General features: G+C 59.7%; 10 protein-coding genes. 8 read left to right on the plus strand and 2 right to left on the minus strand.

The window, feature by feature from the left end; genetic code table 11:
- The first annotated feature begins 118 nt into the window (after positions 1–118).
- Positions 119–1759 (plus strand): SulP family inorganic anion transporter, encoded by a 1641-nt coding sequence (locus WIR04_RS04725; RefSeq protein WP_338890855.1) that lies wholly within the window; start codon positions 119–121, stop codon positions 1757–1759.
- 393 nt (positions 1760–2152) lie between these two features.
- Here WIR04_RS04725 and ppk2 read toward each other — a convergent pair whose 3' ends face one another.
- On the minus strand, positions 2153–2977 hold the full coding sequence (gene ppk2 / locus WIR04_RS04730) for a polyphosphate kinase 2 (protein ID WP_307764062.1): 825 nt from the start codon (positions 2975–2977) through the stop codon (positions 2153–2155).
- Between the two features lie 425 nt (positions 2978–3402).
- Here ppk2 and WIR04_RS04735 point away from each other — a divergent pair, with 425 nt between their 5' ends.
- The 6 genes from WIR04_RS04735 to WIR04_RS04760 all read left to right on the plus strand — a co-directional run bounded on the left by WIR04_RS04735 (position 3403) and on the right by WIR04_RS04760 (position 19695).
- On the plus strand, positions 3403–10488 hold the full coding sequence (locus WIR04_RS04735) for a cadherin repeat domain-containing protein (RefSeq protein ID WP_338890859.1): 7086 nt from the start codon (positions 3403–3405) through the stop codon (positions 10486–10488).
- A 152-nt stretch (positions 10489–10640) separates the two neighbouring features.
- Positions 10641–13277: a sulfotransferase gene (locus tag WIR04_RS04740; RefSeq protein WP_338890861.1), complete on the plus strand. Its 2637-nt coding sequence runs from the start codon at positions 10641–10643 to the stop codon at positions 13275–13277.
- On the plus strand, positions 13271–14572 hold the full coding sequence (locus WIR04_RS04745) for a TolC family protein (RefSeq protein WP_338890863.1): 1302 nt from the start codon (positions 13271–13273) through the stop codon (positions 14570–14572). The genes WIR04_RS04740 and WIR04_RS04745 overlap by 7 nt, the downstream gene beginning before the upstream one ends.
- 178 nt (positions 14573–14750) lie before the next feature.
- Positions 14751–16733 carry an ATP-binding cassette domain-containing protein gene (locus WIR04_RS04750; RefSeq protein ID WP_338890865.1) on the plus strand — a complete coding sequence of 661 codons (1983 nt, stop codon included), beginning with the start codon at positions 14751–14753 and terminating at the stop codon, positions 16731–16733.
- Positions 16723–17940, plus strand: coding sequence for an HlyD family efflux transporter periplasmic adaptor subunit (locus WIR04_RS04755; RefSeq protein WP_025328013.1), 1218 nt, complete (start codon positions 16723–16725; stop codon positions 17938–17940). The genes WIR04_RS04750 and WIR04_RS04755 overlap by 11 nt, the downstream gene beginning before the upstream one ends.
- A 420-nt stretch (positions 17941–18360) precedes the next feature.
- Entirely contained in the window at positions 18361–19695 is a 1335-nt protein-coding gene (locus tag WIR04_RS04760) for a tyrosine-type recombinase/integrase (protein WP_338890868.1), read from the plus strand.
- Between the two features lie 5 nt (positions 19696–19700).
- Here WIR04_RS04760 and WIR04_RS04765 read toward each other — a convergent pair whose 3' ends face one another.
- Positions 19701–20654, minus strand: a complete 954-nt coding sequence (locus WIR04_RS04765; RefSeq protein ID WP_338890870.1) for a hypothetical protein — start codon at positions 20652–20654, stop codon at positions 19701–19703.
- Between the two features lie 508 nt (positions 20655–21162).
- Here WIR04_RS04765 and WIR04_RS04770 point away from each other — a divergent pair.
- Positions 21163–21306 (plus strand): helix-turn-helix transcriptional regulator, encoded by a 144-nt coding sequence (locus tag WIR04_RS04770; protein ID WP_235698756.1) that lies wholly within the window; start codon positions 21163–21165, stop codon positions 21304–21306.
- Positions 21307–21525 lie beyond the last annotated feature (219 nt).

The following is a 21525-nucleotide window of genomic DNA, read 5'->3' on the forward strand; positions in this document are numbered from 1 at the left end:
AAGGGAGCGGTAAAACGTGAGGCACAACAAGCTATTGCGTCACTTCGCCGCCTACACTTCACTCTGTCATCACGGCGAATAGCGCGCCAGCCCGGGCCTGGGATAATGGAGGATTCAGATGTCATCACTTGCGTCGGCGCCAAGGCGCTCTCTGTCCGATCTGCTGGCCGGTGTCACAGCGGCGGCCGTGGTGCTGCCCAAGGCCATGGCCTATGCCAGCGTGGCCGGTCTGCCGGTGGCCGTCGGTCTCTACACCGCCTTCGTGCCCATGCTGCTCTACGCCCTGTTGGGCTCCTCCCGGGTGCTCAGCGTCAGCTCCACCAGCACACTGGCGATCCTGACCGCGACCCAGCTCGGGCTGGTGGTGCCGGATGGGGATCCCGGTCGGCTGCTCACCGTGACAGCCACCCTGACCCTGCTGGTGGGGGCCATGCTGATGCTGGCGGCGGTGCTGCGGCTCGGCTTCGTGGCCAACTTCATCTCCCTGCCGGTGCTGGTGGGGTTCAAGAGCGGCATAGGGCTGGTGATCATCCTCGATCAGCTGCCCAAGCTGTTCGGGGTGCACCTCCAGAAGGAGAACTTCTTCCTGGATCTCTACCATCTGGGGGAGGCCCTGCCCCAGAGCTCCTGGCTGACCCTGGGGGTCGCCCTCGTCACCCTGGTGGTGCTGGTGTTCATGGAGTGGCGCTTCCCCCATTCCCCCGCCCCCTTGCTGGGGGTGGGCATCGGCATCGCCCTGGTGTGGGGCTTTGGCCTGAACGAGGCGGGCGTCGCCATCGTCGGCAGTATCCCCACCGGCTTGCCCGCCCTGACGATGCCGGATCTGACCCTGGTGTTGCAGCTGCTGCCGGGGGCGGCGGGCATAGCGCTGATGAGCTTCACCGAGACCATAGCCGCAGGCCGGGCCTTCGTGGGCAAGGAAGAGCCCGAGATCAACCCGAACCGCGAGCTGGTGGCCACCGGTCTGGCCAACCTGGGGGGCGCCTTCTGCGGCAGCATGCCGGCGGGGGGCGGCACCTCCCAGACCGCCGTGGTGCGCTCGGTCGGGGGGCTGAGCCAGTGGGCCTCCGCCGTCACCGCCGCTATGGCGCTGGCCACCATGATTTTCCTCGCCCCGCTGCTCTCCTGGTTGCCGAGCGCCACCCTGGCGGTGGTGGTCATCGTCTATTCGGTGGGGCTCATCCAGCCTGGGGAGTTTCGCAAGATAGGGCAAATTCGCATGATGGAGTTTCGCTGGGCCGCCATCGCCTGCCTGGGGGTGCTGCTGTTTGGCACCCTGGAGGGGATAGTGGTTGCCATCCTGGCCTCCCTGCTGGGGCTCGCCAGCCAGACGGCGCAGCCGCCCGTCTATGTGATTGGCCGAAAACCCGGGGAGGATGTGCTGAGGCCGCTGGCCGCGCGCCATCCCGATGACGAGACGATCCCGGGCCTGCTTATCCTGCGGCCGGAGGGGCGCCTCTTCTTCATCAATGTGCAGCATGTGGCTGCCCGGATCCGCGAGCTTACCGAGACTCACCAGCCCGAGGTGGTGGTGCTGGACATGAGTCGGGTGCAGGACGTGGAGTACTCGGCCCTGATGATGCTGATGGAGGGGGAGCAGCAGGCGCGCGCCAGGGGCGTCACTCTCTGGCTGGCCGGGCTCAATCCCGGGGTGCTCGAGAACGTGCGCCGCAGCGGGCTGGCCGACCAGCTGGGGGAGAGCCGCATGCTGTTCAATGCCAGGGCGGCGATCCGCCAGTATCAGCAGAGCAAGGCGTGAGGGAGCAGAGCAAGGGGAGAGCCAGAGGTTCCCCAGTGCCCTGTTCAATGCCAGGGCGGCGATCCGCCAATATCAGCAGAGCAGGGCGTGAGAGAACAAGGGGCGAGCCAGAGGTTCCCCAATGCCCTGTTCAATGCCAGGGCGGCGATCCGCCAGTATCAGCAGAGCAAGGCGTGAGGGAGCAGAGCAAGGGCGAGCCAGAGGTTCCCCAATGCCCTGTTCAATGCCAGGGCGGCGATCCGCCAGTATCAGCAGAGCAGGGCGTGAGAGAACAAGGGGCGAGCCAGAGGTTCCCCAATGCCCTGTTCAATGCCAGGGTGACGATTCGCCAGTATCAGCAGGGCAGGGGGTGAGAGAGAAAGAGGAGAGCCATAGGCTCCCCCTTGACGGTGCTCAGAAGAGTTCCGGGATCACCCTGAACGGGTGCTCCGAGGCCTTGACCTTGCCAATCTTGCGCTTGGGCAGCTTGACTGGTTCTGCCGGCAGCTCCTCGTAGGGGATGTGGCTCAGCAGGTGGGAGATGATGTTGAGCCGCACCCGCTTCTTGTCCTCGGAGCGGGCCAGGAACCAGGGGGCCCAGGCGGTGTCGGTGGCGGTGAACATGGCATCCCGCGCCTTGGTATAGTCATCCCAGCGATCGAAGGACTTGATGTCCATGGGGGAGAGCTTCCAGATCTTGCGCCCATCGTCGATGCGATCCCGCAGCCGTCGCTCCTGCTCCTCTGGGGTCACCTCCAGCCAGTACTTCAGCAATATGATGCCAGAGTCGACCATGGCCTGTTCCACCATGGGGGCCCCTGCCAGGAATTTGTCGCTCGCCTCCTGGCTGCAAAAGCCCATGACGCGCTCCACCCCGGCCCTGTTGTACCAGCTGCGATCGAAGATGACGATCTCGCCCGCCGCCGGCAGGTGCGGAATGTAGCGCTGGAAATAGAGCTGGCTCTTCTCCCGCTCTGTGGGGGCCGGCAGCGCTATGACCCTGAATACCCGGGGGCTGACCCGCTCGGTGATTGCCTTGATGGTGCCCCCCTTGCCGGCGCCGTCGCGCCCCTCGAACACGATGCAGACCTTGAGCCCCTTGTGCACCACCCACTGCTGCAGCTTCACCAGCTCCACGTGCAGGCGACGCAGCTCCTTCTCGTACGCCTTGTTGCCAAGGGGTTTGGGCTCGGCGACCGGTACCGGCTGTTCTGCTTTGGATTTTTTCTTGCTAGCCATGATGTCCTTCTTTTTTCTCAAACGGATGAGGAGTGGCCGTCATCCCGGACGGCGCACTTCAAGCGTAGATGACGGCGCGCCGCCACCGGGCGCGGCAAGCACCGGGGATGTTCGGCATCAGGTCCAGGGGACTGATCCTGGTCGAAAGGCATGGCGAGAGGCAGTAAACCGCCGCCAGGAAGGCTCTGTTTTTATGTGATTTTTGGCATATGCCCCTGGTGAGATTGAGTCGTAGCGGGCTGGTCAGCACCATCTATCTTCGACTGCAACTTGTCTGCTAGTATCGACTCCGTCGCCTTTTGTCGCAGGCCGTCATTCCTAATAAATATGTCATTTAAATACAAGTGGATAGGGAGATCTACATGGCCTCAAAAATAGGCGTTAAACAGTCATTGCAACTTGTCGAGCGCCTTGCTGATGGCTCAATGCGGCAAATTCCTCTCAGCGAGGTTGCCGTCATCCCGGCTCAACCTGGCGCCAAGTACGCGCTAATCGATGTTTCGACGGGCAAGTCCCCTGAGGGGTTGTTCGTCAAGCGCAAGGGCAGCTCGTTGATTGTCGAGTCGGAGGACGATGGCGCTCTGGTCGAGATCACCGAATTTTATGATGAGCCAGAGACTGCGTTTATTCCCCAGGCCGAGCTGGATGGCTCGACCCTGGTTGGCGCATCGGTGACGAATGACAGCCCGGTGATAGAGACCACTGCCAATGGCGATCAAATCGTCTGGCGGGGGAGCTCTGACAGTGATCTCTTCACTCCCATGACTGCCGGGCTGGGGGCGCTTGGTCTTGGTGGTATTGCTCTGGCTGCAGGCAGTGGTGGTGGAGGTGATGGCGATGGCGGCTCTGAGATCAGCGTCGTCAACAAGGTTGCCGGGACCATAGTGGGCGGCCCGGTTGTCGCGGGTAATGATCTGCGTGTCGAGGTTTACCAGGCTGACGGTGTCACTCTGCTGGGGGAGGCGCAGGTTAATCCAGATGGCACCTTCTCAATCGCGGTTGGCAGTTACCTTGGGGTGGTCATCGCCCGAGTCGTTAACACTGGCTCCAGCGCAGATTATCTGGATGAAGCGACCCAGGCTGGCAAAGACCTTAACGCGGAACTGTTCGCGATGGAGGTGGTGACGCAGCCTAATTCCACAGTCACCGTCAATCTTAACGTTCTCAGTACCCTGGCTTATCACAAGGTTCAAGATGCGACAGAAGGTGGTGTGCCCGCTGCATCTACGGTGGACGACATCAACGATGCCGTTGCCGATCTATTCGGCCTGCCGAATTTGCATGGCACCACTGTAGTGCCAACCAACGGCGGCAGCTTTGACAGCAACAACGGCCTCAGTGCAGGCGAAATATACGGAGCCGTACTGGCGGCGCTCTCAGGCGCTGATACCCAGAATGGCGGAAATAGCCAGCAAACCATCGCTGATCTTCTGGCTGGGTTGCAGGTCAACAACGGCAAGGCAACCCTGACAGAAAGTGTGCAGGGCATTGTCGTGCAAGGCGGGGAGTATACATCAGCGCAAACGGGCCAGGATTTAACGGGCGCCATTGCCGTGGTGGTCGATACCTATGCGCCGAAATTCGTGTCTGGCGCGACAGCCGGTGCTATCAAGGAAAATAGCGGTGCTTTGCAGAGCGTTTACACAGCAGCGGCGAGTGACGCAGGGATTGTCACCTATAGCCTCAAGGTGGCGGGTGATCATGGCGCCTTCACCATTGACGCGGCCACGGGGGCGGTCACCCTGATCGGCAACCCGGATCACGAGAGCAAGGCTAGCTACAGTTTTACCGTGGTGGCCACGGATGCCGCTGGCAACGCCAGCGAGCAGGCAGTCACACTCAATATCAATGACTTGGACGAAGTGGCACCGACCATCACTTCAGGGGCCACCGCCACCGCCATCGGCGAAAACAACGGTGCCGGGCAGGTTGTGTATACCGTCACCAGCACCGACAGCGCCGATGCGTCGATCGGCAGCACCAGCTACAGCCTGAAGGCGGGGGCGGACGCGGCGCTGCTTAGAATCAACGCCAGCACCGGGGCGGTGACCCTGATTGGCAACCCGGATCATGAAACCAAGGCGAGCTACAGCTTTACCGTGGTGGCCACCGATGCCGCCGGCAATGCCAGCGAGCAGGCAGTCACACTCAACATCAATGACCTGGACGAAGTCGCGCCGACCATCACCTCGGCGGCCACCGCCAGCGCCATCGATGAAAACAGTAGTGCCGGGCAGGTGGTCTACACCGTCACCAGCACCGACAACGGCGATGTCTCGAGCGGCAGCACCAGCTACAGCCTGAAGGCGGGGGCGGATGCGGCACTGTTCAGCATCGATGCGGCCACCGGGACGGTGACTCTGATTGGCAACCCGGATCACGAGAGCAAGGCGAGCTACAGCTTTACCGTGGTGGCCACCGATGCCGACGGCAACGCCAGCGAGCAGGCGGTCACGCTCAATATCAATGACCTGGACGACTTGGCGCCGACCATCACCTCAGGGGCCACCGCCAGCGCCATCAATGAAAACAGCGGCGCCGGGCAGCTGGTCTACACCGTCACCAGCACCGACGGCGCCGATGTGTCGAGCGGCAGCACCAGCTACAGCCTGAAGGCGGGGGCGGACGCGGCACTGCTTAGCATCGATGCAGCCACCGGGGCGGTGACTCTCACCGGCAACCCGGATCACGAGAGCAAGTCCAGCTACAGCTTTACCGTGGTGGCCACCGATGCCGCCGGCAACGCCAGCGAGCAGGTTGTCACCCTGGACGTCAATGATCTGGACGAAGTGGCACCGACCATCACTTCAGGGGTCACCGCCAGCGCCATCGATGAAAACAGCGGCGCCGGGCAGGTGGTCTACACCGTCACCAGCACCGACAACGGCGATGTCTCGACCGGCAATACCAGCTACAGCCTGAAGGCGGGGGCGGATGCGGCGCTGTTCAGCATCGATGCGGCCACCGGGGCGGTCACCCTGATTGGCAACCCGGATCACGAGAGCAAGGCGAGCTACAGCTTTACCGTGGTGGCCACCGATGCCGCCGGCAATGCCAGCGAGCAGACTGTCACCTTCAACATCAATGACCTGGACGAAGTCGCGCCGACCATCACCTCGGCGGCCACCGCCAGCACCATCGGCGAAAACAGCGGTGCCGGGCAGGTGGTCTACACCGTCACCAGTAGCGACGGCGGCGACGTCTCGAGCGGCAGCACCAGCTACAGCCTGAAGGCGGGTGCGGATGCGGCACTGTTCAGCATCGATGCGGCCACCGGGGCGGTGACTCTGATTGGCAACCCGGATCACGAGAGCAAGGCGAGCTACAGCTTTACCGTGGTGGCCACCGATGCCGCCGGCAACGCCAGCGAGCAGGTGGTCACGCTCAATATCAATGACCTGGACGACCTGGCGCCGACCATCACCTCAGGGGCGACCGCCAGCGCCATCGACGAAAACAGCGGTGCCGGGCAGCTGGTCTATACCGTCACCAGCACCGACGGCGGCGATGTCTCGAGCGGCAGCACCAGCTACAGCCTGAAGGCGGGTGCGGACGCAGCACTGCTTAGCATCGATGCGGCCACCGGGGCGGTGACTCTCACTGGCAACCCGGATCACGAGAGCAAGTCCAGCTACAGCTTTACCGTGGTAGCCACAGATGCCGCTGGCAATGCCAGCGAGCAGGTTGTCACCCTGGACGTCAATGATCTGGACGAAGTGGCACCGACCATCACTTCAGGGGTCACCGCCAGCGCCATCGATGAAAACAGCGGCGCCGGGCAGGTTGTCTACACCGTCACCAGCACCGACAACGGCGATGTCTCGACCGGCAATACCAGCTACAGCCTGAAGGCGGGGGCTGATGCGGCGCTGTTTAGCCTCAATGCCAGCACCGGGGCGGTGACCCTGATTGGCAACCCGGATCACGAGAGCAAGGCGAGCTACAGCTTTACCGTGGTGGCCACCGATGCCGCCGGCAATGCCAGCGAGCAGACTGTCACCCTGAACATCAATGACTTGGACGAAGTCGTGCCGACCATCACCTCGGCGGCCACGGCCAGCACCATCGATGAAAACAGTGGTGCCGGGCAACTGGTCTACACCGTCACCAGCACCGACAACGGCGATGTCTCGACTGGCAGCACCAGCTACAGCCTGAAGGCGGGCGCGGATACGGCGCTGTTTAGCATCGATGCGGCCACGGGAGCTGTCACCCTGATTGGCAACCCGGATCATGAAACCAAGGCGAGCTACAGCTTTACCGTGGTGGCCACCGATGCCGCCGGCAATGCCAGCGAGCAGACCGTCACACTCAATATCAATGACCTGGACGAAGTCGCGCCGACCATCACCTCGGCGGCCACGGCCAGCGCCATCGACGAGAACAGCGGTGCCGGGCAACTGGTCTACACCGTCACCAGCACCGACAACGGCGATGTCTCGACCGGCAGCACCAGCTACAGCCTGAAGGCGGGGGCGGACGCGGCGCTGTTTAGCATCAACGCCAGCACCGGGGCGGTCACCCTGATTGGCAACCCGGATCACGAGAGCAAGGCGAGCTACAGCTTTACCGTGGTGGCCACCGATACCGCTGGCAATGCCAGCGAGCAGGTTGTCACCCTGGACGTCAATGATCTGGACGAAGTGGCACCGACCATCACTTCAGGCGCGACCGCCAGCGCCATCGATGAAAACAGCGGTGCCGGGCAACTGGTCTATACCGTCACCAGCACCGACGGTAGTGATGTGTCGAGCGGCAATACCAGCTACAGCCTGAAGGCGGGAGCGGATGCGGCGCTGTTCAGCATCAACGCCAGCACCGGGGCGGTGACTCTCACTGGCAACCCGGATCACGAGAGCAAGGCGAGCTACAGCTTTACCGTGGTGGCCACCGATGCCGCCGGCAACGCCAGCGAGCAGGTTGTCACACTCAATATCAATGATCTGGATGATCTGGCCCCGGTCATCACCTCTGGGGCGACCGCCAGCACCATCAACGAAAACAGCGGTGCCGGGCAATTGGTCTATACCGTTACCAGTACCGACGGCGGCGATGTCTCGAGCGGCAGCACCAGCTACAGCCTGAAGGCGGGGGCGGATGCGGCGCTGTTCAGCCTCAACGCCAGCACCGGGGCGGTGACCCTGATTGGCAACCCGGATCACGAGAGCAAGGCGAGCTACAGCTTTACCGTGGTGGCCACCGATACCGCCGGCAATGCCAGCGAGCAGGTTGTCACCCTGGACGTCAATGATCTGGACGAAGTGGCACCGACCATCACTTCAGGCGCGACCGCCAGCGCCATCGATGAAAACAGCGGTGCCGGGCAGGTGGTCTACACCGTCACCAGCACCGACGGCGGCGATGTCTCGAGCGGCAGCACCAGCTACAGCCTGAAGGCGGGGGCGGATGCGGCACTGTTCAGCATCGACGCGGCCACCGGGGCGGTGACTCTCACCGGCAACCCGGATCATGAAACCAAGGCGATCTACAGCTTTACCGTGGTGGCCACCGATGCCGCCGGCAATGCCTGCGAGCAAACTGTCACGCTCGATATCAATAACCTGGACGAAGTGGCCCCGACCATCACCTCGGCGGCGACGGCCAGCGCCATCGATGAAAACAGTGGTGCTGGGCAACTGGTCTATACCGTCGCCAGCACCGACGGCGGCGATGTGTCGAGCGGCAGCACCAGCTACAGCCTGAAGGCGGGAGCGGACGCAGCGTTGTTCAGCATCGATGCGGCCACCGGCGCGGTGACCCTTACCGCTAACCCGGATTACGAAACCAAGCCCAGCTACAGCTTTACCGTGGTGGCCACCGATGCCGCCGGCCATGCCAGCGAGCAGCTGGTTACCCTGGTGATCAATGACCTGATCGATGAAGCCGCTCCGACCGTCAGCAGTGTTGCCATCAGCGGTGCGAATGGTGTTCAGAACAACGCCCTCAATGCCGGTGACGTGGTCAACGTCACGGTGACCATGGGTGAAACTACCCTGGTCGACACCACGGGTGGTACCCCGCGTGTGGCGCTGAATATTGGTGGCAGCACGGTTTATGCGGATTATGTCTCGGGCTCAGGCACCGCATCGCTGGTATTCCAATACACGGTGCTGGCTGGCCAGACCGATGCCAATGGCATCAGCCTTGATGCCAATGCGCTGCAGGCGAACGGCGGAACGCTGCGCGATGCTGCGGGCAATGCGGCCGCTCTGGGTCATGGCGCAGTGGCCGATAACGTCAGCTACCTGGTGGATACCACGGCTCCCATTGTCAACAGTGTGGGCATCACCAGTGCCAGCGGTGTGCAGAACAACATCCTGAATGCCGGTGACGTGGTCAGCGTTACCGTGGCCATGAACGACGCGACGGTGGTCAATACCGCCGGCGGTACGCCGCGCCTGGCGCTGAATATCGGTGGCAGCACGGTTTACGCAAATTACGTTTCGGGCTCAGGCACTGCCGCGCTGGTATTCCAATACACTGTGTTGCCCGGTCAGACCGATGCCAATGGCATCAGCATCGCCGCCGGCGCACTTGCGGCCAACGGCGGTACGTTGCGCGATGCCGCGGGTAACGACGCGAACCTGAGCCACACCCTGGTGGCCGACAACGCCAGCTTCCTGGTCGATACCACGGTCCCTGTGGTGAGCGGGGTTAGCAGCTCAACGGCGGCGGGTACCTACGGTGTGGGGAGTGTGATCAGCATCCAGGTCAGTTTCAGCGAAGCGGTCACAGTCACCGGCATGCCGCAACTGACCCTGGAAACCGGCACCACGGATCGGACTATCAATTACGTCAGTGGTTCAGGCTCCAACACCCTGACCTTCAACTACACGGTTCAGGCGGGGGACACCAGCGCCGATCTGGATTACCTGAGCTCAGGGGCTCTCGGCCTCAATGGCGGCACCATCCGCGACGCCGCTGGCAATCTTGCCGCGCTGACGCTGCCTGCCTCAGGCACAGCGGGTTCGCTCGGGGCGAACGAAGCCATCGTGATCGATACCTCGGGACCCGTGGTCAATAACAGCATTGTGGTATTTGACATGGTACAGGGGGTCAGTTCCGACCATAGCAGCCGCACTTTCGATGCAAATACCAGCTACACCATCTATATCAAGGTCCACAGCAACACGAGTATGTTGAGTACAGCCGGTACGGGTCCAGGCACCTGGGGTACGTGGTCCGGCGCCAATACTCTGGGTCCTGACGACAAGATCGTCCTGGTCGGTACTGGCGCCCCTGTCGTGGGTGTATCTGGACGCGGCGTGAGTGCCCTTCTCCGTAGCGGTACCAACAACCTTGCTTGGTTTAGTTCGCTGACGGTTGTCCAGCTTCAGCGAGATGGCGACTTGATGCGGTATGGGTTTAATGCCGTTGATCTTTGGAACGGTAGTTGGGCCGCTGCAGCCTCCCAAAATCCAAACGTTGAACAATTGGGTTGGAGTCGATTGGGGGAGGTATACCTTCATCAGATGCCAGCGAACATAATGACGTCGCAAGGTCTGGTATAACCCGCAGAGAAATGAGTTCTCTTGTTCTGTTACTCCGCCTGGTCAGGTTGCGGCAATGCGAGTCGCTGCGCGAGTCTAACCTGGCCCTTCTCTTCTTCACCCTGATCGCCCCTCACGGAGGGGCGATCTAGCCTCAGGATCCCGCTGTTCCTATGAGCTCTCTGCCCTTACTGCGCCGCCTGGCCCTGCAACAACAATTTGTGCTGTTGCAGGAGGCCTGCGGTGTCCCACAAAGCCCCGCCGAACAGGTGCTGCTGGCACTGGCGTGCGCCCAGCTTGGCGAGTCGGATGCCGCCCGCCACGCGTTGGCAGGGCTGGATCTTACGGTTCTTGACGTCGATGGGCGTGTCGACCTGGCTGCCGTCCAACTGCTGCTGGGAGAACTCGAGGTGGCGCAGGCACTGCTCGAGGCAACCCGGCTTGAGGCACCCGAGCACGGGCTCTTGCTGGCGCGGCTGGCGACCTGTCTGCTCAGGCGCCAGCAGACGGCGGTGGCGCGGCCACTGTATGAACGCAGCCTTGCCCTTGCGCCCAATATCTTGATCTATCAGCAACTGCTGCGCCTGTATTTGCAGGAAGGGGCCATAGAAGAGGGTGAACGGCTGCTGACGCAGGCCGAGGCCTTCTGGGTAGGCGAACGGGAGCAATGGCCCGAGCCGCAGGCCACATGGCATGGTCAGCAACTGCGAGGTCTGCGTCTGGAACTGTGGCTGGCGGCGGAGCAATATGTCGCCGCCGATGCCTGGCTTGACGAGCAGCACATCTTGCTGGACGAAGAGGATTATTGCGGTCTGCTCAGGGGGTACGCCCAGCGGCTGGCCGAGCGAGGTCGTCATGCTCAGGCCGAGGATGCCCTGTGCCGGGGAGGAAGACATTATCCCGAGCATCTTGGCTTGCATCAGCATCGCGCCGAGCTGGCTGAGCTGCAAGGACGCACATCCCAGGCCATCGCCTTGCTGCGCCGTGCCATCCATCTGGCTGGCCAGAAGCAACAGCCCGCGCTGGCATTGCGCCTCAAGCTGGTGGCTGTCGCCACTCAGGGGCATACGGCACTGGCCGGAGAGGTGGCCACTCAGGTCCTCGAAGAGGTGCAGGCGCTGCCACCGTCGGGCAGTATCGAGGGGTGGCAGCAACCCCACTGGCTAGTTGAGGCACAGGTGGCGCTGGCCGGGGTTGAGGCGCAGGAGCAGCTATATGCCGAGGCCGAGGCGCGCTACCGGCAAGTGTTGCAAGCGCACCCACAATGGGTGCCGGCCTTGCAGGGACTGGGCTCGCTGTACCTGCAATTGGGGCGTATTGACGAGGCGGTGGCGCTGTTTGAACGGGTCAAGGTGCTCGACCCGGTGCGCGGTCATAGTGCGCTTATCAATGCGCGGCGGTTCCCAGAGGATGATGCGACCCTGCACCACCTGGAGATGCTGGCTCGCCGCCCTGGTCCCGAGGGGCTGGTGAAACCCGGTCTGCTGCTGCAATTGGCCGCCGCCTGGGAAAAGCGCAAGAACTACACCAGGGCCTTTGCCCTGGCGGACGAGGCGAATGGGGCCAGCCGCGCCTTGCTCGGCTATGACCCAGTGGCGCACCGGCAAGCTTGCGCGCGCATCCGTCATGCCTTCAGCCGCTCACTCTATGAGCATCGCCGTGGTATTGGCAATGATTCGACACTGCCGGTGTTCGTGCTGGGCATGCCGCGCTCCGGCACCACCCTGATAGAGCAGATGCTGGCCGGCCACAGCCAGATCCACGGCGCCGGCGAGCTGGGGCTCATCCCCGGCGTGATTGCCGGACTGGAGCGGTGGGAGCGTCACGTCGGTTCGGGTAGACATTATCCCGACTGTGTGGACGACCTGGATGCCAAGGTGATAGCCGGCATCACGGGCAATCTCCTCAAGGAGCTGCAGGAATACGCCCCTGGGGCGCTGCATGTGGTGGACAAGCTGCCCCACAACTTCGAGAACATCGGCCTCATCAAGCTGCTGTTCCCCCATGCACGGATCATCTCGGTGCGGCGCGACCCCCGTGATATCGCCATCTCCAACTATTTTACCGACTACGCGGCCAAGCACGGCGGCATGGGCTTTGCCTACGACCTGACCTGGATCGGCGAGCAGCTCGCCGACCATAACTTGTTGATGCACCACTGGAACCAGCTCTTTCCCGGCGAGATCCTGGAGGTGCGCTACGAGGATGTGCTGGCGGATCCCGAGCGCGAGGCGCGGCGCATGCTGGATTACGTCGGGGTGGCCTGGGAGCCCCAGATACTCAATTTCAGCGAGCTGCAACGGCCGGTGAAGACCGCCAGCGTCTGGCAGGTTCGCCAGCCGCTGTACAAGAGTTCCATGGCCAGATGGGCGCGTTACGAGGCCCATCTTGCCCCCCTGATCCGCGGCACCAATGCCCGCATCCAATGGCAGCCGATCACCGACATGGTGACGCTGCCCGTGCCCGGTCTGCTGGGGGAGGCTGTGGCGCTTTACCGCGAAGAGAAGCTGGATGACGCCGAATATCACGGCAAGCAGTTGCTGCACCATCTGCCGGAGCATGCTGCCGCCACCTTCATGGTGGGGCTTGTCTATGTGCGCAAGGGCCACCTGGACGAGGGTATTGCCCTGATGCGCAAGGCCCATGAGCTGTGCCCCTGGCAGGGTCAATGGCGCGATGATCTGGCGCGGGCATATGGGCTGTCCGGCGAGCCGGAGAAGGCGGCACTGCTGATGGGCAAGGCGGCGCATCTTGCACCCTCTGCCTTGCCCTACAACGAACAGGAAATCGACGGAGAGTTTTCATGGTAACAACCTTGCCGCGTCTGGGACGGCAGGGCCTGCTGGTCCTGAGTCTGGCCGCGCTGGCCCTGCCCCTGAGTGCGCAGCAGGCCGATGGCTTGCAGGCGGCGTTGCAGGCGGCCCTCAGCCTGCACCCTGCCGTGAGTGGCAAACAGGCGCAGATCGAGGCGCGGGAATATTCGGCCGATGCCGCGCGCAGCCAGCGTTATCCCAGCCTGACCGCCCAGGTTCAGCAGTATTCAGAATCCAGTCGGGATGCCACCACAGGGGAGGATCTCTCCACGCCGGTGACACTGCGCGCGCGCCAACCGCTGTGGGCATTCGGGCGCATCGATAACAGCATTGCGTTTGCCGATGCCGACACTGATGTCGAGCGTGTCGACTTGTTGCGAGTACGGCGCCAGTTGCTGGAGCAGACCGCCGTTGCCTACTCCAATGTCCTTGGCAGCCGTCAGCGTCTGCAGGTGGTCGAGACCAGTCTGGCGGCTCACCAGTCGCTGTTCGAGCAGATCAGCCGCCGAGAGCAGGGCCAACTGGCGTCGGCGGCGGATGTGCGCCTGGCGGCCACCCGCCTCGCGCAAGCCAGGGCTAGGGTGGAGCGATACGAAGGGGAGCTGGCCATTGCGAGAAGCGATCTGTTGGCCCTGACCCAGGCGCCCTTGCCGGCCCTGCAGCCGGTGGCATCCGATCTATTGCAGGTCAGCGAGGGCGAGGCATTGCGCCAGGCCGCCCTGAATGGCAGCGCCGAAGTGCGTTACAAGAAACAGGAGATCGAACGGGCCAGGGCGAGCGTGGATCAGGTCAGGACCGCCTCCATGCCCACGCTCTACCTGCAAGCGGAGCAGGACTATGACCAGCCGTCCTACCGCGATGAGACCCGGGTCAGCCTGGTGCTGGAAGGCACGCTGGAGGGCATGGGCTTTGCGACCCATGGCCGGACAGACGCTGCTGTGGCGCAGCAGAGTGCGGCCGAAGAGGACCTGGCCTACGCCGTCAGCGAGCTTGAGCGCAGTGTGCGTCGCCTGCAACGCAGCCGTGAGTTGCAGACCGGGCTTATCCGGGTGCAGAGCGAGTCACTGGCGGAGCTGGGGGCGGTGCTGGGGTCTTATCAGCGCCAATATGTGGCAGGTACCAAGAGCTGGCTCGATGTGCTGAATATCCAGCGCGAATTCAGCGAACAACAATTGCAGCTGGTGCAGGCAAAGAGCGACTGGGAGATCTTCTCCTTGCAATTGGCTGCGCTGACGGGGGGGCTTGATCCCCTGGTGACCTTGAACGGTGAGGAGTTCCAACCCCATGGATAGGCAAACCGCCGAGCAGGCGCCACAGAGCATGGCCCCTGCGTTGGTAAAACAGTTGTTGGTGTCCTTGCAGATCCCTTGCGACAGCCAAGCGTTGCAGCAGGCATGTGCTCAAACAGCGCATTCAGCCGCCGCCCTCGGGCCCGCACAGTGGCTGAGGCAGCTACTGATCCAGGCCGGATTGAAGAATCTCACGCCCGTGCAACTGCCCTGGCGTCGCCTCGACCAGCGCCGCTTGCCAGCGTTGGTCTGGACGGGGGGCGAGTGGTTGTTGGCCGAGCGTGATGCAGTCGGCCGCCTGACCTTGATCAACGCCGCCGGGGAGCACCGTGGCGTTGATGATGCCGAGCTGCAGGATGCCCTGGTGGTCTGGCTGCGGGCGCCGACCCGCAGAAGCACAGAGGCCGACAGCGTATTGTCTGGCAACTTGGCGACGCGCCTGGTCTGGCGTGAACTGTTTCGTGAGCGTGGCTGGCTGTGGAAAGTCATGGTGGCCACAGTGCTGGTGAATCTGCTGGCGGTCGGCACCTCCATTTTCGCCATGCAGGTCTACGACCGTGTGGTACCCACACTGGCCTATTCGACCCTGACCACCCTGGTGACCGGCATGATGTTGATCATCCTGCTGGACTGGTTGCTGAAGATCACCCGGGCCAGGATCCTGGACAGTCTCTCCTGCGCGGTCGACAAGCGTGTTTCACAACAGGTCTTTGAGCATGTGCTGCATCTGCGCCTGGATCAGCAGCCGCGCAGCCTGGGTACCCTGGCGGCCCAGGTGGGCGGGCTGGATGCGGTAAGGCAGTTCTTCAGTGCCGGCGTGGTGTTCGCGCTGGTGGATCTGCCCTTTGCTGCCCTGTTTCTGGCGTTCATCGCCATCATCGGCGGCGCGGTGGGCTGGGTGTATACCCTGTTGCTGCCAGTGGCCTTGCTGCTGGGCTATGTCAGCCAGTGGCGCCTTCGTGCCTTGCTGGCGCAGCAGATGCTGCGCAGCAACGAGCGCCAGGGGCTGCTGGTAGACACGATCCGGGGCGCAGAGACGATTCGCGCCAACAATGCCGGCTGGCATTTTGCACAGGAGTGGCAAAACGTGACGGCGAGCATCGATGGCTACAACATCCAGCAAAAGGCTGTCAGCAGTTTGTCCAGCGTGAGCACCAGCAGCCTGTCGACCCTGGCCTATGTGGCCGCCGTGGTTGTCGGGGTGTGGCAGATCGAGGCTGGCCTCCTGACGATGGGGGGGATGATCGCGTGCAGCATCCTGGGTGGACGGGTGATCGCCCCCATCGCCCAGAGTGTCCAGTATCTCGCCCAGTGGCAGCAAGTCAGGCAGGCATTGCAGATGGTGCATCAGGTCTTGTCCCTGTCGCGGGATCGGCGCCCGGAGCAGCAACTGTTGCTGCCGGACGAACTCCCCAAAGAGGTTGCCCTGGAGCGCGTGCGTTTCGCTTACCCCGAATCGCCCATCTGTCAGCTCGACATCGAGCGCCTGCAGTTCAAGTCCGGTGAGCGGGTATTGCTGGTGGGGCCGATTGGGTGTGGCAAGTCGACGCTGCTGAAAATGCTTGCTGGGCTCTATTGCCCCGGCGAGGGACGTATCCGCCTGGGAGACGCCGATCTGTGGGAAATCGATCCCCAGTTGGTGGCCAGCCAGGTGGGTTATCTGCCGCAGGCCGTGCAACTGTTCAAGGGGACGCTGCGCAGCAACCTGGCCTTGACCGGCGTGACCAGCGACTCTCGCCTGCTGCAGATCACCCGCGAGCTCGGCATCGACGGCATTGCGGCATCCAGCCCCCAGGGCATGGATCTCGCCATCAGCGAGGGGGGAGAGGGGTTGTCTGGCGGCCAGAGGCAGCTGGTCGCCCTAGCACGGGTGCTGATCAATCAGCCAAGGGTGTGGCTGCTGGACGAGCCTACGGCGGCCCTCGACAACGAATCCGAACAGCGCGTCTGGGCGGCCCTGCAAGAGGCGGTGCAACCCGAGGATATCTTGATCGTTGCGACCCACAGGCCCATGGCGGCCGCTCGACTGGCAACGCGGGTCATCGTCATGCAGCAGGGGCAGGTAGTAAAAGACGGCACGCCGGACCGGGTGCTGACACAGATGCTCGCCCGTCCGGTGGCATCCTCACAGATTGGCAAAGGAGGAAGGCTCGATGTGGTCTGATCGTTTCTCTCAAGACGATGACGCTCGTACCCAGGCGCGGATCAGCAAGTTGCAGAACTCTCATCGGGGCCGCCAGGGCTGGTTGTTGATGGCCGCACTCGTGACGGTGGCCACCTTTGCCGTATGGGCCTCATGGTTTCGCGTAGACGAAGTTGCACGCGCCACCGGGGAGGTCATTGCCAGCAGCCGGGTACAGATCATCCAGTCGGTGGATGGTGGCGTACTGGAACAATTGCTGGTCAAGGAGGGGGACAGGGTGGCCCCCGGTCAGTTGCTCGCCCGTCTGGAACAGACGAGGGTGGGGGCATCGGTCGGAGAAGTGGAGGCTCGCCTGTTTGCGCTTGAGGCCAGGGCAACCCGGTTGCGGGCGGAAGTCATCGGTGAACAGCGACTCACCTTCTCACCTGACCTGCTGGCGCGTTCTCCCGAGACGGCCCGTGTCGAGGAGGCGTTGTTCAAGCAGCGTCAGACCGGCCTCAGGGAAGAGTTAAGAACCATGCGGGTGGCGGTGTCACTGGCCCAGAAGGAGTTGCGTCTGGTGGAGCAGCTTTATGCTGACGGCGATGCCAGCGGCTCCGAGCTGCTGCGGGTGCAGCGTGGACTCAACGAGGCCGAGGCCCGGCTGGTGAACCGGCGCAACCAGTTTCTTGAGGAGGCCAGGCTGGAGCTGGCCAAGGCGGAGGATGACATAGCACAGGGCACGCAGACCCTGACCCTGCGCAAGCAAGAGCAGCAAGACAGCATGTTTACCGCCATGGTGCCTGGCATCGTCAAGAACATCCGGGTCACCACAGTGGGTGGTGTGCTCAGGGCCGGGGAGGAGCTGATGCAGATCATCCCGGTCGACGACGATCTGATGATCGAGGCCAAGGTGAGCACCGCGGACATTGCCCGTGTGGTGCCGGGTCTGGAAGCGACAATCCGTTTCGACACCTTTGACTACACCATCTTTGGCGGCGTGAAAGGGGAGGTGGCCTATGTCAGTGCTGACAGCCTCAAGGAAGAGACCAGTCGCGGCATGGATATCTATTATCGCGTGCGGATCAAGCCTGCCAGCTACCCCGTGACCTCCACGACGGGCAGGGTGATCGACGTGCTGCCGGGGATGACGGCCCAGGTGGATATCCGCACCGGTGATCGCACCCTGATGGACTATCTGCTCAAGCCCCTGCGCAAGACCCTGAGCGAGTCATTCGGGGAGCGCTAGATGGGCTTGATGGGGACGTGACCTCGTCCCCGAGCTTGCTCCCTTCGTGATCTTGCCGACATGAGCACGACCAGGGCCGTCCCGTGGCGACAGGTTGTTGTTCCCCCAGGACCCGCCATCTTGCACCTGTGATGAGAGGGGGGATGGCGCAGAAACGCACAAGGGGTTGGCATCTTGCGATACCAACCCCTTGTTTTATATGGCGTTCCCGACTGGAGTCGAACTAGTGGCCTGTCCCTTAGGAGACGAGTTTGGTAGCGTTTCATAAGGTTTTATCAGGTTCCTGTAAACAAATTAAGTTATTGTAATTAAAGTGTATTTTTTGATTTTTTCGTTTCTGGTAGTGTCATGAAGTCTCACCGGATATCATGTTTGCTGTGGTACCCCATGTGGTACCCCAATAGCAGGCTGGAGCGTGATATGGCGAGAAAACCGGTAACCCAGGATCGTGAGATCCCCTCACTGGCTCTTCAAGGGGAGGCTTCGATTACTCGCTATGCGGTGAAGTCCCCTCATGGGGGCGGGCTGGCTATTGAGGTCAGGGCTGGAAAGAGTAAGCGATTCGTCTATCGCTATCGGATTGCTGGGGCTCAAGCGGCAGTCATTCTGGGCAATTATCCAGCATTGTCGTTGGCCCGAGCGAGAAGTGAGCATGCAGAATTGGTCTCCCTGGTTAAGAAGGGGATCGATCCACGCAAGCATGTCGCCAGTGAAAAAACAAAAAATGAAACGGCTTTGACGATGGACGATCTGCTTGGTCGCTGGCTTGAAGCTCAACAGGTTGCCCAATCGGTAAAGCCTCTGACCCTACAGCGACATCAGGAACGCTGGGATCGTCATCTGAAGAAGACGCTAGGCAATATTCGTCTGATCGATCTCACTCGTGCGCATTTGGCCCAAGCATTGGAGATAACCAGGCGTGCGACAAAGGATGAGACCCGTAAGGGATTGGGAACGTTGAACCAGATGCTCGACTATGCTGTGGTGCATTGTCTGATTGAGGCCAACCCGGCTCGGTTATTGCGACCAAAAGACTTTGGGGCCAGTGCTGGGTCGCCAAGAGAGCGTTGGCTGACTGTGCCGGAATTACGTCGGTTGTGGAAAGCTATTGATGAGGATATGGGAAGCGGCGGTGGTTTAGCTACAGGAGGTCGTGGGGTCTCTCGTCACGCAACTATATCGCTGCCAGCGGCTAATGCCATTAAATTACTGATCCTGACTGGGTGTCGTCGAAGTGAAGTCGCTAATATGCGTCTTTCTCAAATTAAAGATGATGTTTGGACGATACCGGAAACCAAAAATGGTAAATCACACTCAGTGTTTTTATCAAAAAAAGCGATGTCTGTCATTGCCGAACAGTCGAGCTATGTGAGTGGTGATTTTATATTTGAATCCGACCGTCCTAAATCAGGAGAGATTGAACCTATTTTGGTCGATTCTATTACACGAGCACTGCGGCGGTTGATTGCTCGTTCGTTACCGGATATGGAAACCTTTACTGTTCACGATCTAAGACGAAGTGCCGCAACTAATTGGGCGGAAAGGCTGGATGCAGAAGAGCGAGTGATCGAGCTTTGCCTGAATCATCTCCCTCTCAACAAACTTGTCAGGACATATCATCGCTCTCGTCATGATGATAAGAAAAAAATACTCTGGAAAACGTGGGGGGACTTGGTGGAGCTGGAAATAGCTAACGATCCCCAAGAGCATAGAGAGATGGGGAATGTTGTTGAACTTATAAGACGAGTAAAATAAGCGGACTATCGTCCGCTATTTTTTTGCTTGTCGTACTCTTCTCTGATTAGTCGAGTTATGACCTCATTTTTTCTTCGATCTGTCTTTACACAAATACCATCCAACATCTTAATAATATCTTCCGGAAGCACAATGCTTACCGCCTTTTTTCCATTGTTTTTGTCTCGATATGCTTTTTGAGACCAAGCAGATTTCATGTTCTTTAGCAGTAATTGTCTGCTGTCTGGTATCTCATAGAGGAGATCGAATGTGGTGATGATACCATCTTGCAAGTCCGTCGATTGGCCATTATCAAAGTACCATACCGGATCATTATCATCGTAAATATAATGCCATGCCCATGATTGGTTGCTCTTGTCTACCCATTTAACTACGTCCTTCTTTTCACTACAGTGAATCCATTTCTTTTTCATTTCACTGATGATCTTTATTTTAATTTCAGGGGTAGCATCTAATAAATCAAAAAAAGAAATAATACAGTCCTTCTTTGTTTTATTATTTTTGGGTAGTAGTTCAATCATAAATGATTCGTATAGATAGTTGCTGAATGTGAAATTGTTAACATCAGCTTTTATGTTTGTTACGTCATCTTTGTTAATGTCGGTTAAACATGTAATCCCATCTGTTAGTAATGATGATTTAAATATTCTAATGTACGACCATATATAGTTACATAAACGGTTGTTATTGGTATCAATCCAATCAAAGTAGGATTTGTTTATACATTCAATTTTTGCAATGGCGATCAACGGATGTTCAGCGTCGAGCATGGAAATTATGTTGTGTTTGAATGATACTCTATTTGTTATCCTCGTAGGGTCTTTCTGATATTTATCAAGTAGTAAAAGGCCATATTTATTTTGGTTGATATTTACATTGTAAATATTGCAAATGAAATTCAACTCTCTTGCTTGTAGCTTGTTACTCAATGGAGATAACAAATCAATTATTTCTGGCATTTAATAAAACCCTTAAGTGAGGAAATTACTAAGTAAAAACTTGATATTTTTTGGATTGCATTGTGATTATCTACTATCACTTTATGAATGTTTTTCAATTTGTTTTTGTCATTTTTTTGACCTTGATCCTACTTGGCGTAGTGGCCATGCCTATAGCAGATAGGCGATGGTGGTGCGATGTGTACTGCATTCCCCATACCTTCATGCCCTTGGGGTATGTCTGTCTGAAGGGGGGGCATGATGGTTCCTAATAGGACGATATCTTGCTGGTGTATAGCTATTTGAACATGAAGTGATGATACCGAACTGAGGGGATCAGATAAGAGGAAAAGTAGATTGAGGGATAGTTGTCTCACTCTTGTCTCTCAACGCCATCTGGATGAGCGGTCACTTAGTAACTGGTGATGCGCCCTACCCGGCAGTTCTCTGAAAATTTACGTGGGAGCTCTCTTCTATGGATGTAAAGGAGCTCATCATGAAACTACTAAAGCTGAAAGATATCATCGTAATGACATCACTCTCTAAGGCGTCAGTTTATCGTCAGATGAATGCGGGGACGTTCCCCTTACCTATTAGAATCGGGCCGCGATCGGTTTCTTGGATTCTGAGTGAGATAGAAGAATGGATCGAGTCTAAGAAGGCTCTTCGTTAATTGATAAAGTACAAGTCAATAGCAGAGGTGCTGGAAATATTTTTATGAGCATCGAGCGTAACTATAGAGTTGTTTATTGATACGCGATCCACATGGCTAAAGGTCTCAAACGAGGCGCAGGTGTTGGATAGGTAATACTATCCTTATCAATACATGTTCCACTGTGTGCGCAAATGCCAGTCGTGATCATATAGCTCAGCCAAACTCCATTTCATCCAA

The organism is Aeromonas rivipollensis, assembly GCF_037811135.1.
In the GTDB taxonomy this organism is placed as follows: Bacteria; Pseudomonadota; Gammaproteobacteria; order Enterobacterales; family Aeromonadaceae; genus Aeromonas; species Aeromonas rivipollensis.

Excerpts from the sequence above, each read along its gene's own strand:
- WIR04_RS04725 (WP_338890855.1), top strand. The coding sequence starts at position 119 with ATGTCATCACTTGCGTCGGCGCCAAGGCGCTCTCTGTCCGATCTGCTG.
- ppk2 (WP_307764062.1), bottom strand. The coding sequence starts at position 2,977 with ATGGCTAGCAAGAAAAAATCCAAAGCAGAACAGCCGGTACCGGTCGCC.
- WIR04_RS04735 (WP_338890859.1), top strand. The coding sequence starts at position 3,403 with ATGCGGCAAATTCCTCTCAGCGAGGTTGCCGTCATCCCGGCTCAACCT.
- WIR04_RS04740 (WP_338890861.1), top strand. The coding sequence starts at position 10,641 with ATGAGCTCTCTGCCCTTACTGCGCCGCCTGGCCCTGCAACAACAATTT.
- WIR04_RS04745 (WP_338890863.1), top strand. The coding sequence starts at position 13,271 with ATGGTAACAACCTTGCCGCGTCTGGGACGGCAGGGCCTGCTGGTCCTG.
- WIR04_RS04755 (WP_025328013.1), top strand. The coding sequence starts at position 16,723 with ATGTGGTCTGATCGTTTCTCTCAAGACGATGACGCTCGTACCCAGGCG.
- WIR04_RS04760 (WP_338890868.1), top strand. The coding sequence starts at position 18,361 with ATGGCGAGAAAACCGGTAACCCAGGATCGTGAGATCCCCTCACTGGCT.
- WIR04_RS04765 (WP_338890870.1), bottom strand. The coding sequence starts at position 20,654 with ATGCCAGAAATAATTGATTTGTTATCTCCATTGAGTAACAAGCTACAA.
- WIR04_RS04770 (WP_235698756.1), top strand. The coding sequence starts at position 21,163 with ATGACATCACTCTCTAAGGCGTCAGTTTATCGTCAGATGAATGCGGGG.